Source organism: Paenibacillus sp. F024, from assembly GCF_057814255.1.
The window spans coordinates 67,898-81,887 of sequence record NZ_JBVASZ010000010.1 but is presented as its reverse complement, the minus strand read 5'-3'; the positions used below and the strand labels follow the sequence as shown (position 1 = coordinate 81,887).

14 protein-coding genes are annotated in these 13,990 nt (G+C 50.6%); 5 read left to right on the top strand and 9 right to left on the bottom strand.

The window, feature by feature from the left end:
• Nucleotides 1–63 precede the first annotated feature (63 nt).
• The 6 genes from ACZYR9_RS12430 to ACZYR9_RS12405 form a co-directional block, all read right to left on the bottom strand.
• Nucleotides 64–630 (bottom strand): outer spore coat protein CotE, encoded by a 567-nt coding sequence (locus ACZYR9_RS12430; RefSeq protein ID WP_488978811.1) that lies wholly within the window; start codon nt 628–630, stop codon nt 64–66.
• A gap of 120 nt (nt 631–750) precedes the next feature.
• Complete coding sequence (locus tag ACZYR9_RS12425) at nt 751–1,743, bottom strand: aromatic acid exporter family protein (RefSeq protein ID WP_488978810.1); 993 nt, start codon at nt 1,741–1,743, stop codon at nt 751–753.
• Nucleotides 1,744–1,826: 83 nt separating this feature from the next.
• Nucleotides 1,827–2,621, bottom strand: coding sequence for an ABC transporter permease (locus ACZYR9_RS12420; protein WP_488978904.1), 795 nt, complete (start codon nt 2,619–2,621; stop codon nt 1,827–1,829).
• Between the two features lie 43 nt (nt 2,622–2,664).
• Nucleotides 2,665–3,462, bottom strand: coding sequence for an ABC transporter ATP-binding protein (locus ACZYR9_RS12415; protein WP_488978809.1), 798 nt, complete (start codon nt 3,460–3,462; stop codon nt 2,665–2,667).
• Nucleotides 3,463–3,562: 100 nt separating this feature from the next.
• Nucleotides 3,563–4,588 (bottom strand): ABC transporter substrate-binding protein, encoded by a 1,026-nt coding sequence (locus tag ACZYR9_RS12410; RefSeq protein WP_488978808.1) that lies wholly within the window; start codon nt 4,586–4,588, stop codon nt 3,563–3,565.
• Nucleotides 4,589–4,745: 157 nt separating this feature from the next.
• Nucleotides 4,746–6,266, bottom strand: coding sequence for a carboxypeptidase M32 (locus ACZYR9_RS12405; protein WP_488978807.1), 1,521 nt, complete (start codon nt 6,264–6,266; stop codon nt 4,746–4,748).
• Between the two features lie 110 nt (nt 6,267–6,376).
• Between ACZYR9_RS12405 and ACZYR9_RS12400 the strand changes: the two genes are divergently transcribed.
• Together ACZYR9_RS12400 and ACZYR9_RS12395 are read left to right on the top strand one after the other, a co-directional pair.
• Nucleotides 6,377–6,703, top strand: coding sequence for an iron-sulfur cluster biosynthesis family protein (locus tag ACZYR9_RS12400; protein WP_488978806.1), 327 nt, complete (start codon nt 6,377–6,379; stop codon nt 6,701–6,703).
• Between the two features lie 55 nt (nt 6,704–6,758).
• Entirely contained in the window at nt 6,759–7,328 is a 570-nt protein-coding gene (locus ACZYR9_RS12395; RefSeq protein ID WP_488978805.1) for a beta-class carbonic anhydrase, read from the top strand.
• A gap of 118 nt (nt 7,329–7,446) precedes the next feature.
• On the opposite strand, the gene ACZYR9_RS12390 is transcribed toward ACZYR9_RS12395, so the two are convergent.
• Nucleotides 7,447–8,007 (bottom strand): DUF309 domain-containing protein, encoded by a 561-nt coding sequence (locus tag ACZYR9_RS12390; protein ID WP_488978804.1) that lies wholly within the window; start codon nt 8,005–8,007, stop codon nt 7,447–7,449.
• A 131-nt stretch (nt 8,008–8,138) separates the two neighbouring features.
• On the opposite strand from ACZYR9_RS12390, the gene ACZYR9_RS12385 reads away from it, so the two are divergent.
• From ACZYR9_RS12385 to ACZYR9_RS12375, 3 genes are all read left to right on the top strand, one after another.
• Nucleotides 8,139–8,591, top strand: coding sequence for a hypothetical protein (locus ACZYR9_RS12385; protein ID WP_488978903.1), 453 nt, complete (start codon nt 8,139–8,141; stop codon nt 8,589–8,591).
• 36 nt (nt 8,592–8,627) lie between these two features.
• Entirely contained in the window at nt 8,628–8,906 is a 279-nt protein-coding gene (locus tag ACZYR9_RS12380; protein ID WP_488978803.1) for a YxcD family protein, read from the top strand.
• Nucleotides 8,907–9,070: 164 nt separating this feature from the next.
• On the top strand, nt 9,071–11,005 hold the full coding sequence (locus tag ACZYR9_RS12375; RefSeq protein WP_488978802.1) for a glycosyl hydrolase family 18 protein: 1,935 nt from the start codon (nt 9,071–9,073) through the stop codon (nt 11,003–11,005).
• An 84-nt stretch (nt 11,006–11,089) separates the two neighbouring features.
• Here ACZYR9_RS12375 and ACZYR9_RS12370 read toward each other — a convergent pair whose 3' ends face one another.
• Both ACZYR9_RS12370 and ACZYR9_RS12365 read right to left on the bottom strand, forming a co-directional pair.
• Complete coding sequence (locus tag ACZYR9_RS12370; protein WP_488978801.1) at nt 11,090–11,752, bottom strand: phosphatase PAP2 family protein; 663 nt, start codon at nt 11,750–11,752, stop codon at nt 11,090–11,092.
• Nucleotides 11,753–11,911: 159 nt separating this feature from the next.
• Nucleotides 11,912–13,987, bottom strand: coding sequence for a thioredoxin domain-containing protein (locus ACZYR9_RS12365; protein ID WP_488978800.1), 2,076 nt, complete (start codon nt 13,985–13,987; stop codon nt 11,912–11,914).
• Between the last annotated feature and the right edge of the window lie 3 nt (nt 13,988–13,990).

Genomic DNA, 13,990 nt, shown 5'->3' with positions numbered 1-13,990 from the left:
AGAGGGCTAACGCCCTCTGCCGAAATGCCTTGTTCCGGCATATGATGTTAAGGGAAGCTCGGATCAGTCCAGTTCCTCGTCTAACAGATCGGGATCCAGGTCCTCGTAATCGCCGTCGTCGGCGCTATCGAAGTCCACATGCTTATCGTCGAAATCATCGCAGCCGTTAGGGCATACCACCACGCATACCTTCGTTTCTGCGATCATTTCCACCTTAAACTCCCGTTCAACGCGGATAAGAACCGTATCTCCATAAGAAGAGATGCTCGCTTCTACGCAGTTCGGTTCCTGAGTAGCGACAGCCGACACTTCCGCCGTCGACGGCTTATGCTTTTTGTCAAGATAATGAAGCGAGACCAACTCCGAATAAGATACGGTTTCTTTCGCAACATCGGTTTTGGTATTCCGGTCGTAAGAATACCATATGTTGATGTCGTAAGTACCTACCACTTCCACATGTTCACCCGACTTCACCGCATCGTACTGGTTGTTGATAATCCAAGCACCCAAAATACTGGTCGGAGCATGAGGCGGAGTGACCGAGTTGGTTACTTGTGAGAATTTGCGTCCTTTGCCACAGACAGCCTTCGTATAGATCTCTCTGCACTGCAAATCTTTATCTAATGACATCCTTCTAACCTCCTCCATACAATCATTCATTACATTTGTATGCAGGACATTCGTCTAGTGTGCTCATTTTCTTTACCATTTTTAATTTATTTCAAAAGTTTCTCAGAAACGTGCCGTTCTTTATGCGTCCTGCCCCACAGGGCGTTTTTCCCGTTTGGCCACGCTAAAATAAACCTTCATTTCTTCTGTGAGCTGCAGCAGCGCGGCGCGAATCTCGAACTCCTCGCGTGTGGACGGCAGCGGCATCGATTTAAATCCTTTTTCCAGCTCCAGCAGCATGTTCTCCGCTCTTCCTGTATAATACGGTACCTTTACATCCTCTGCGAGTCCATCAAAAACGCCTGCCAGCAGCTCGCCGTGCGGGAGGGTTTGATATACTCTGGCGACCAGCTGAACCATTCGCTCAATCGCATCCAGCTGCTGTTCACGCATGTAGAAATAAACGGGCCAAGCCGTACGGCCGCTCAGCAAGCTGTTCTCGTCTGCACGCTCCGCCATTTGGATCGCCTGCTCGAGCAGCTCCTCGGTCTCCAGCAGCTCACCGCCGCTCCAAATATACTCCGTATCTCTCAAATGGTGCGCCAGCTCGATAAAAATCTGCGAGAACAGCTGCTCCACTCTCGCTTTGCAGTCGAGCAGAAGCTTGTCCTCTTTGGGCATATAAATAACGTTGATCACCGTGGCTGTACCCAGCCCGACAAGCAGCAGTCCGATCTCATTTAACAAAAGCTCCATAGACAGGCTCCCTGCGGTAAACATATGCAGCATCATGACGGAGCTGGTAACGACTCCCTCTTTCAACCGCAACCGGCTCAATACGGGATAGAGCAGCATGACGAACAGTCCGATGACCCAGACATGAAACCCGAATACCCATAATAAAGCCGCCCCCGCAAACAAGCCCATCACCGAAGCTGAAATGCGCTGAAAGGACGTATTCAGACCTCTTTTTTTCGTCACGTCCACTCCGAGCACGGCAAGCAATCCTGCCGAAAACGGCGACTGCAGGCCAAGCATCTGTGAAATATAAATCGCTGCCACCACGGCGACCGCCGTTTTTAGAACCCGGATTCCCATATGCGCCTTCCTCGCTTCACACCAATGTACCCACATCTTACCTCTTTCCGGGCATTTCCTCAACGCGTCTTCGGCACAAAAAAAGGAACCGCCCCGGCGAGCCGATTCCCGTACCTGCTTTATGACTTTCTTCCCACCAGCTTGCCCTCCAGGTAGGCTACCCCTTGATACATTACTGTCGCCGCGGTAGCGATAATAAACAAGCTGCCGATAACCAGATTGAAGTTGAACACCTGAAAGCCATAGATGATCAAGTAACCCAACCCCTGCTTGGATACGAGGTATTCGCCCACGATGACCCCGACCCAGGACAATCCTACATTCACCTTAAGCGTCGAAACAATCGTAGGATAGGATGCCGGTAAAATGACTTTACGGAAAACGGTGCGCCGGTTCCCGCCGAAGATCTGTACGACCTTGATCAGATTCGGGTCAACCTCCCGGAAGCTATTATAGATGACCAATATCGTAATAATCACGGTGATGGAAAGCGTGGTGGCGATGATCGACATCATCCCAGGTCCGAGCGCCACGATAAAAAGCGGTCCGAGCGCGACTTTGGGCAAGCTGTTCAATACGACAATGTACGGATCCAGCACCCGTGAAAGAAACGGCGAGAACCAGATGAGTGCCGCAATAGAGGTGCCTAATACCGTGCCCAGCAGGAACCCGATGATGGTCTCCCATATGGTTACCCAGGTGTGAATCAGCAGGGTTCCGTCCGCCGTCTTCTCCACCAGAAGGGCTGCGACCCGGCTGGGCGAGCTGAACAGCAGACCGTCAATCCATTGAAGCCGACTGGCCGTTTCCCATAACCCGATAAATAATATCAGCAGACTGATTTGGGTCAACCGAACATAGAAGGTAAGCTTCCGCTCCCTGCTGCGGAACTGTTCTAAGACGCGTTGGGCCAGCGGGTCCAAAGAGCTGTCGTTCTCGCTTCGCGGCCCGATTCGTTCACTTGGAGTCACTCCCGCTCCCTCCCTTCTTGTCCATCAGCTCAAATAGCCCCCATAAATGGTGAAATAGTTCATGAAAGCCTTCTTCCTCCCGCGCTTTAAGCGGCTGCTCGCTCCGGATAGGTGCCGGCACTTCCACCTCCGCCAATATACGTCCCGGATTCGGACGCAGCACGATAATGCGGTCGCTCATGGCAATGGCTTCCGAAATATCGTGGGTTACAAGCAGCGCCGTTTTTCTACGTGCCTTCAGCGTTTGTGCAACCAGGTCTTCAAGCTGCAGCCTGGTTTGGTAATCGAGCGCGGAGAACGGCTCATCCAGCAGCAAAATGTCCGGCTCCGCAGCAAGCGTCCGCACCAGCGCCACCCTTTGCCGCATCCCCCCGGAAAGCTGATGGGGATAACGGTCAACCTGTTCGCTAAGCCCCATTTCATCCAGAAGCGCCAGTACGGACGACCGGGTCTGCTCATTCAGCCGACCGAGCAGCTCCAAACCGATCGACGCATTCTCCTCAATGGTACGCCAAGGGAATAAGTAGTCCTGCTGCAGCATATATCCCACCTTGGCCGTCGGCTTCTGAATGTCATCCCCAAAGATGCGAATGGTTCCGGAAGTCGGGGCCAGCAGCCCGCTGATCAGCGAAAGCAACGTCGTTTTGCCGCATCCGCTCGGACCGATCAGGCTTACAAATTCACCTGGACGAACGGTAAGATCAATATCTTTAAGCGCGGCAAATGTCCCTTTCTTATTCACATATACCTGTGACAATCCATTCACTTCCACGGCGGAGACCATGCTCATCCCTCCCTTTTCCTGTCTGCGCGAAAATAGCGAAGAGGCGCTTGGCTTGAATTTCCATGAACGCCCCTGCCGCTGCATGATTTCCGTCTTTCTTCTACTTAATGGTTTGCTTCGCTTTTTCGGCAAAGCGGGTATCCACTAGCGTTTTGTGATCCGCCCGCTGCTTCAGCTCCCCGGCCGATTGCATAATGTCCTGAAGATTGTTCCACTCCTGCTCGTCGACGATCCCGTCCGCAGCGAAGGAGCCTTGACTTTTATACCGTTCTACGACGTTTTTGATGATGTCTTTATCGGTATCCTGGAAGAAAGGGGCAATCGCCTCGGCTATTTCCTCGGAGCTATTTTGCTGTACCCAAAGCTGAGCCTTCTGCACCGCATTCGTAAACCTTTGTATCGTTTCGTTATTTTTATCGATATAGCTTTTCTTGGCCATAAAGACGGTATAAGGCAGCTTTCCGCTTTCCACCCCGAAAGAAGCGATCACGTAGCCTTTACCCTCCTTCTCAAACATCGTCGCCTGCGGCTCGAACAGCTGCACGAAGTCGCCTGTTCCGGATGCGAAGGCTGTAGGAATGTTCGCATAATCCACGTTTTGAAGCAGGTTCATGTCCTTGTGCGGATCGATGCCGTGTTTTTTCAGAGTAAACTCACCGGCCATCTGCGGCATCCCTCCTTTTCGTTGACCAAGGAAGGTGCTCCCCTTCAGCGTATTCCAATCGAACTGTCCTTCCATTTTTTTGCGGGAAACCAGAAATGTACCGTCCGTTTGGGTCATTTGAGCGAAGTTAATCACCGGATCGGCGCTGCCCTGCTGATGAACATAAATGGACGTTTCCGATCCCACCAGCGCAACATCAATTCCGCCCGACAGCAGCGTCGTCATCGTTTTGTCGCCTCCGAAGGTTGTCGTCAGCTCAATATCCAGTCCCTGCTCCTTAAAAAATCCTTTGCTGATCGCCACATACTCCGGTGCATAGAAGATCGAGCGCGTGACCTCGCCCACCCGTACCTTCTGAATTTCTCCCGCCTTCTCCGTGCCGCAGCCCGCAAGCACCGCACCCAAGGCCAGAATGAACGCAAGACCCAGAACTAATCCTTTTCCCCGCCGTTTCGTTTTCATAGGCCGGTCCCTCCCTGTCTGCTTCTTCAATTGATGATGCCATCATATGCACCCGCCCAAAGAAAGGTTCAAGCCGGACAGCCGCGTAGGCGGACAGCATCGAAAAAAGGCATTCCCCGGATGTCCGGAGAATGCCTGATCAATAAATAACTGAAGGCTAGAGCCTGTAAATTTCCGAATATTTCTCGCGCAAGTAGTCCACCAAATAGCCGGGATTTAATTCCTCGCCGGTCACCTGTGTAATGATTTCCGCCGGCGTCAGGCTTTTGCCGTGACGATAAATTTTGTCGGTAAGCCAGTCCTTAATCGGATGGAGCTTTCCTTCACGAACCAGTGCGTCCATATCACCCAGTTCCTGCCGAAGCGTTCGCATAATCTGCGCCGCGTACATATTGCCTAGCGCATAGGATGGGAAATAACCGAAGGCTCCTCCGGACCAGTGCACGTCCTGAAGCACCCCTTCCCCGTTGTGCGACGGCGCGATGCCAAGATAATCCCGGTACTTTTCGTTCCATACCTCCGGCAGGTCGGCCACCTTTACGCTTCCGCTGAACAATTCCTTTTCAATTTCGTAGCGCACCATAATATGAAGATTATAGGTAAGCTCATCGGCCTCAATGCGGATCAGTGAAGGCTTCACTTCGTTGGTTGCGCGGTAAAAGTCCTCCATCGGCACTTGATCGAACTGTCCGGGATAATTGTTCTGCAGCTTGCCGTAGTACTTGGTCCAAAAAGGACGGCTGCGGCCGATCATGTTCTCCCAAAAGCGGGACTGCGACTCATGAATGCCCATTGATGTCCCTGCACATAAAGGCGTGCCGATCAGATCCGGCGAAATATTCTGTTCATACAGCGCGTGCCCGCCCTCATGGATTGTACCGAACAATGCGCTGTTCACGTCGTCAAGCAGATATCGGGTTGTAATCCGGACATCACCCGGATTTAACCCGGTAGCAAACGGATGGACGGTTTCGTCCAATCTTCCGGCCTCAAAGTCATAGCCCATTTGTTCGAGGATATACAGGCTGAACTGCTTTTGCTTTTCCTTATCGAACATCTGCTTCAAAAAGGAAGTATCCGGTTTATGCGGCGAAGACTGGATAGCGGCAAGCAGCGGTACAACCTTCTCGCGGAGCGCGCCGAATACCTGATCGAACTTCTCCACCGTCATACCCGGCTCATACATATCCAGCAGCGTATTATACTTATGTCCCTGATATCCCCACAAGTCGATGAACTCCAGATTCATATCCACAATTTTCTCCAGATATGGTTGAAAGCCCGCAAAATCCGCCTGTTCCTTGGCTTTTTCCCATGCCGCTTCCGCCTGGGAAGTGAGCACAACGTATTCCTGATAGCGCTTTGGGGGAATTTTTTTACTGCGGTCGTACTCCTTTTTGCATTCGCTGACAATCCTTTTATCTATAGGATCCAGCTGTTCATTCACACCAGGGGAAGCAAAATAATCCAGGAACGCTCCCATTTCATCCGACACCGACATTTTGAACAGGTCGCCCGACAGCTCGCCTACCACCTCAGAGCGCGTGGCGATTCCTTTTTTGGGCGCTCCCGTGCGCATATCCCAATAGATGAGTCCTACAGCTTCCTCGTAGCTTTTCATCTTTTTTAAATAATGCTTGAAGTCGTTTAGTTGGGTCTCAAAGCTTGACGTCGTCACCAGGCATACCCCTTTCCTTTAACGGTATATCTTGATCATACTTCCTCTTGAAAACAGAAGCAAATTTCTCCAAAATGGGGTATGATAGATACAGGAGGAGAGTGAACACCATGCATATTACTTTTACCGGAGAGGCTGCCAAAAAGATTGATGCGAAGCTAGGGTCGCCTGACGGCGGACAGCTTAAGCTGGTCTATGATGCGGAAGGCTGCGGCTGCGCGGTCAGCGGCGTCCCGACGTTATGGATTACGGACAAGCCCGATAGCAACGATTTCACGGTTCAGGACGAGCCTTATCCGCTGCTGATGGACCGCAAGCATGAAGTATTTTTCGAGGAACGCATGACCATCGATTACAAAGAGAACGGTCATTGCTTCGTATTGAAAAGCAGCGGACAAATATATAATGCCAACATGCGGCTTTTAGACAAAAGATAATAATATAAAAAAAGACGATAGGATACGTTATTTCACTCGTCGGGGAGGAACAGAGATGTCAATTTTATCCGAAATTTTAGATCACAATGAATCGTTCGTTGAAGCCAAAGCATATGAGCAGTATAAGACCGACAAATTTCCCGATAAAAAAATGGTCATTCTGACCTGCATGGATACCCGTCTGATCGAGCTGCTGCCAAAAGCCATGAACCTGCGCAACGGCGATGCCAAGATCATCAAGAATGCCGGGGCGATCGTTTCACATCCGTTCGGCAGTATTATGCGGAGCATCATCGTAGCGGTGTATGAACTCAATGCCAAGGAAGTTTTCGTTGTAGGCCACCATTTGTGCGGCATGACCGGACTTAATGCGGAGAATGTACTGGACAAAGCCCGCAGCCGCGGCGTAACGCTAGAGCTGATCGACACGCTGAAGCATGCGGGTATCAATCTGGAAGGTTTCCTGACCGGCTTCGATCATGTGCAAGAAGGTGTCGTCAACAGCGTTAACATGATCAGAAACCATCCGCTCCTACCTAAAGATTTGCCGGTTCACGGACTCATTATTCATCCGGAAACAGGGCGTCTGGATGTCATTTCCGACGGTTATAAAGCCCTCTGCTGACCTGTTCCAAGGATAAAAAATCATCGCCTGGCTGCCGATATCTCCTTATCGGCCGGTCATTGCGATGATTTTTTTATCATCTCTTCTTCCTCGTATCGGTTACGATCAGAAGCCTTTCTTATTTCGCTTCACCTTCATCTTGGATGGGCTTTACCCGCTGACTCAGCTTAAGCTGCTTCTGAAGCTCACGCTCCGCCACGACCGTACTGCGGTCGCGCAAGGTATGCTTATGAATCAGGAACGTATCATTCAGATCGGTCGGTCTGCCCCATACTTTATCGGACCCGGCACAAGCCTGACCGCACAAGGCGTTCAACGCATCGTCGTTCAAGGGGATATCCAGATCCGAATAGATGAAGCCCGTCTGATCCGTGCATTCCTGTAATCGGGACTGAAGCCGATTCCTAAAGATCTCTCCATCGATGCCAAGCCGCTCCAGCCGTTCTTTATCCAGCCGTTGTATGGCGCTTTTCAGCATTTTGACCGCACCGGACAAGTTGCCCCTTCTTTGATGGTAAAGGGAGACGGCTACCTGGATCAAGCCCACGTACGCTTCGCTGTTCGGATCTTCAGGATGCTCCTTCCAATATTCTTCAAGCACCTCGTGACATTCGAAAAAATCCCGGTCGGCATGAAAATGGATCAAATAATCAATATAAGCATTCGGGTATGAGTTCATCGGCATTCATCCTCCGGATTTTCATATGATTTTAATTTTATTTTAACAATTTCGTTTAAAATGTGAAACCATCGTCAACATTGAACGTATTACATCGTTGTAAATACTATATATACTGGAGGATGTTAATGATGTGGAAGAAAAAATTATCTATGATTCTGGTGGCCAGTATGGTTGCGTTCTCGTTCACAGCGGTAACCATGCCTGATCCGGCGGATGCGAAGAGATCGTATAACTCTTCGAAGAAAAGCTTCAGCCCAAGCTCCGGATCGACAAACACCCAAACACCAAACAATAATATCAATAGAAACCAGTCGACGACATCCAACACGCCGGCTAGCACTGCGGCAACGCAAAAGCCCGGATTTTTCAGCGGCGGATTGATGAAGGGCTTGATGATCGGCGGTCTTGCAGGTATGCTGTTCGGCGGCTTGTTCGGCGGAATGGGCTTCCTTGGCGAAATGCTCGGCATGATGGTCAACCTGCTTGCCATCGCAGCGCTGGTTCTTATCGTGTTCCGTCTTATCGCCTTCTTTAAAGACCGCAAAAAAGAAAAGCTGAACGAAGAACCGAAGCGTTATTAATTTATAAAACTCCGTTCAAAAGAGGGTTACGTGCTAATGAGACTATCGGAACAAGACATCATCAACGCGATTTGCTTGAATATCGCAGAACGCAAGCAGATTCAACCCACACAGGTCGAAGTTGAGCTTATGTGGGATGAGGATTTAGGGTTCTCCGCAGAAGTGCATGCACAGGGGCGCAGCCAAATTCTGATTGCCGCCAATATGCTCGAAGCGATCGAACGTTATCTGCTGAAGGAATATAACATGCGGGTGTTCCGCGAACAAATCCAGCTCAACCTGGAAGATGAAATCGTCGCAGACATCGTACAATAAACGCATCAGCCCCAATCCCTTGTCAGATTCTTACTGACAAGGGGTTTTTCCGTTTATTAGAATAATCTGCTAGCCTTTAATTTATTTTCCTATCTATTTCCATCGCAACTTCTCCCCCTCTTTCTACGTTTAATAGAGTAGACTCACTAGAAAGAGGTTGATATATGTTGAAGCGCAAGACCCTGCTGTCCTTGTCGGTCTTGACTCTATTCCTTTCCTCCGCCGGCTCTGCCATGGCTGCAGACAAAACTACCAAGTATCGTGTATATCAGGATACCCGCATCATGCTGGAGACATCTGACTACAAGTCTGCTGAGAATTATGCCAAAAACTACAGTCGGAGCCATGTGGAGGACATCGCCACACGCCAATGGCTTTGGGATAATTACCCACGTTACAAGGTTTACCAGCACAGCTACAGCTCGTCCGCCTGGGAATTTGCCACGCGTGATCAAGCCATCAGGGAAGCCGCCAAATGGGGTTCCTCCAGTGTCCGCGATTTGCAGACGGGAGGCTGGATTTGGAATAACTATCCGAAGTATCGTGTTTATCAAGGCGAAATCACACTGGACTCCTGGAAATTTCAAACCCTGGGCGATGCGATGGCCGAGGCCAGAAAATGGGCCAACTCCAACATCGTCGATTTGGATACGAACCGTTGGGTATGGGACAGCGTAACAGAAAGCAGAAAATCGGAGCTCCGCAATTCCGGAAAGCGAATTTATCAAGTTTATCAAGGCACATACACCGCAGACAGCTGGAAATTTGCGTACCTTGGCGATGCGGTCAATGAATCCCTCAAATGGTCTAATTCTATCATTCGAAATACGGAAACCGGGAAAGTTGTCTATTCCAACGTCAAGCCTTACAAAGTATACCAATACGACAACTTTCTAAATTCGTTCCTGAGCTTGAACGATGCCATCAATTATGCCAAGCTTTACGATCACACGAAAATCAGCAGCGACAATGCACCCGCGATCGGGGGAAAATCAGGCGCCATTTGGAATAATTACCCTTATTATCAAGTGCTGCAAAATAATAAATGGATTGCCGATTTCTCAACGATACCCACTGCTTTGAAGTACGCTCAAGGCTATGCCAATGCTTCAATCCGCACCTACGATGACGGGATAACCCTTTGGGATAACCTGCGCAAGCTGCAGTTCTGGGGATGGAACGGCAGCTCAAACGATACGACGGTTCGGTCTCATGTGAACAACACGTCGGGGCTGGATGTCGTTTCGCCAACTTATTTCCAGCTTGCTGACAATACAGGAAATATCGCGGATGCTTCGAACAAACAAACCGTAGCCTGGCTCAAACAGCAGGGATATACGGTATATCCTCTCGTCGCAAACCAGTTCGATACGGCACTGACAACACAATTTTTGGCGAAGCCCGAAGCCCGCACCAGGTTTATCCATGATTTGGTCAACAAAGCGGCAGCCCTGGGCGTAGATGGGCTTAATATCGATTTTGAGAGCCTGGCCGGGTCAGACAGAGACCGCTTCACCGCATTTATGCAAGAGCTGACGCAAGCCGCGCATACCCAGAAGCTGATCATCTCGGTTGACCTGCCGCGCGGCAGTCTCAGCTGGAATGATAAAACAGCATTCGATCATGAGAAGCTGGCAAGCATCGTCGACTATATCATTACGATGACCTACGACCAATATTGGAAAGGCAGCACCGAGCCCGGTTCTGTCGGGGGGCTTTCTTGGGTGGAACAGGGCGTAAAGGAATTTCTGTCCTACGGCATTCCAAGAGACAAGCTGATTATGGGTATTCCCTTCTATGTTCGGGAATGGCAGGTGGATGCTTCCGGCAAGCTGGGCAGCAACCGGGCATTACTCATGAAGGACCTGCCCAAGCTGATTGCCGATAAGAATGCAACGATGACGTGGGACAGCCGTTTTGGCCAGTACAAGGTTGAATATAAGCAGGACGGATTCACCAACGTATTTTGGCTTGAAAATGATGCAACGGTCAAAGCCCGTATCGAGATTGCCAAGAAGTATGATTTGGGAGGCGTAGCCGCATGGCGCCTAGGCTATGAGCCTCAAGAGCTCTGGAATGCCATGATCCAAGAGAAATAAAATGACACGAAAAAACGGACAACGCATCCTTTACAAGGAAACGGTTGTCCGTTTTTAAATGTGATGCCATCGGTAACTTCACGTTCAATAATTCCGGTAAGAGCCCATGTAACGATATCCGGAGCTTGAGGTGTGTTTATCCCTGATGATCAGAAAAGCCGTCGAGATACAGAAAAGACCCGCCAAATATCCTGCTGCGATATCGGTTACGTAGTGAACCCCAAAATACAGCCGGCTGTATCCGATACCCAGAATCACAAGTCCCCCGGTAACCATAATGGCCCATTGGCCCCATCGGGATCGGATGCTGTGTGCCAAAATATATGAAAGCATTCCGTATAATACCATGCCGATCATGGCATTGCCGCTTGGAAAGCTGAGGCCTGCTGCTTCGATCCAGCCTTCATTCAGGGGGCGTTCCCGCTCTACCCAAGACTTGACCAGTGTATTGAGTACGTATGCTGCCGCCACCGTTCCCAGCAGAGCCACCGCTTCTTTCCTGCGCCGCAGCGACCATACCAATACAGAACCCGCAAGCGTCATGATGCCGAAAGCAACGGTTGAACCGAGCAAATTGACCGCACCAAGCCATATTGACGTCTCAGACGCAGCATTGGCTTTTATATTCGCTTGGCCCCAAGCGTCCCAAACCGTTATATCGTTTTGCAAAACCGACATCAGGATCAAGGTAAATCCCAACGCACTAACCATTGTAAGCGCCACTGCCCATCTTTTTGTTCTAATCAAGCCTATGACCTCTCCTTTGGTTTAAAATCCCTATTCTCTTGAAAGAGTACCGGAATGTACCAGGTTTGGTCAACCCCTAGTAAAGAATTACCTGCAATTGGGGGCTGCGATAAGAAAGACAGAGGAAGCATCAGCCCCCCTCGGCCTCACCCACAAATTTTACGAGCTTAGAAGCTCCTGCAGCTCTTCCAGATCGCTGACCGGAGACTGGCATGCGTAGTTCTCGCAAACATAGGCCGTCGCCCGTCCGCCCAGCGGCAGCTTATCCTGCACAAGCGGAATTATGCGTCCGAGCTTTTCCGCATCGGAAGGATCAGTAGTGCGAAGGATCGTCAGCGCATTCGGGAGAAACGACTGCCGCACCTCCCGCAGCATGGCTTGGGTATCTTCCTTCGCCGGATCACCGGCGATCACGATTTCTGTCGGAGCGCCATACGCGAAGTCTACCGCCATCAGGAACAACGCATGACCGGAAGGATAGCGCTCCACCGATCCGGCGAATGCCTTCAGCTGCTGCTCCGCTTTTTGCGATAAGGCGGCATTGTAGGTGTAACGCGACAGCTTCTGCAAATTTAACGCAGCCGCGGAATTGCTCGATGGCATAGCGCCGTCATAGATTTCCTTCGGACGCGTGAAGAGCTGCTCCCCGTCTTCACCGTAGAAGAATAGCCCTCCCTTGGTATCGTCCCAGAATAACCGCAGCATGTCATCATTCAACTCGACGGCCTGACGCAAATAGTCCAGCTCAAACGTGGCTTCATAGAGCTCGATCAGCCCCCATACCAAGAAGGCGTAATCGTCGGCATAGCCCAGATATGCCGATTCCCCGTCACGGTAACGCGCCAAGAGTCTTCCATCCTCCCGGCGCAGCTTCGTGAGGATGAAAGCAGCCGCTTTCCTTGCCGCATCGGCATATTCCGGTTTATCCAGCGCCTTGGCCGCTTTGGCCAGGGCCATGATCATCAGACTGTTCCAGGAGGTCAGGATTTTGTCGTCTTTATGCGGATGGATACGCTGCTCACGGTAGGCAAAGAGCTTTTGGCGGGAAGCCTCCAGCCCCTCTTTTAGCTTTGATTCGTCGATTTGCTTCAATCGGGCCATCGTTTCCACCGCGGCATGAATCAGATTCGGAATGCTGTGCCCCTCGAAATTACCCTCCTCGGTAATATCATAGGCTTCACAGTAGAGCTCTCCCTCTTCCTCTCCGAGAACCTGCTTCACTTCTTGAGGAGACCAGACATAAAACTTGCCTTCCTCCCCTTCCGAATCCGCATCCTCCGCCGAATAGAACCCGCCTTCAGGATCGGTCATATCCCTGAGCACATAAGCAACAATTTGCTCCGCCACATCAGCATAGCGCCGATTACCCGTCGCCTGGTACGCCTCCACATACGTCATCGTCAGCAAAGCGTTATCGTACAGCATTTTTTCAAAATGCGGTACCAGCCACTTCTCGTCCGTGGAATACCGTGCGAAGCCATAGCCGATATGATCGTACATACCGCCGCGGAACATCGCATCCAGCGTCTTCTCCACCATATGTAAAGCTTTCTCATTGCCCGTCCGCTTCCAATACCGCAGCAAGAAAGATAAATTATGACTCGTCGGGAACTTCGGCGCATCCCCAAAGCCTCCGCTGCTTGCATCGAAATTGCGCTCATACATCTCAAACGCGCGATCCAGCAGCCCCTCCGATAATTCCCCTTCCAGGTTGCCGATCAGCCGTTTTTGCGTCTCCTCCACCACCTGATCGCCGATCTCGATAACCTTGTCCCGGTTCTCCTTCCACTTGCCGGCAATTTGCGGCAAAATGTTCATCAACCCGTGACGCCCGTATCTGCGGGCCTTAGGGAAATAGGTCCCGGCAAAAAACGGCTTCTTCTCCGGGGTCATAATGATCGTCAGCGGCCATCCCCCCTGTCCGGTCATCGCTTGACAAACGGACATGTACAGATTGTCCACATCGGGCCGTTCCTCCCGGTCCACCTTGATTGAAACAAATTCACGGTTCAATAGCTCGGCTACCTCTTCATCCTCGAATGATTCTCTTTCCATGACGTGACACCAATGACATGTACTATAGCCAATAGATAGGAAAATAGGTTTGTTTTCCCGTTTCGCTTTATCAAAAGCTTCTTCTGACCAAGGAAACCAATCTACCGGATTGTAAGCATGCTGCAGCAAATAAGGTGACTTTTCATTGGCTAATCTATTGGGTTTGTTGTTTGTTGTCATGGG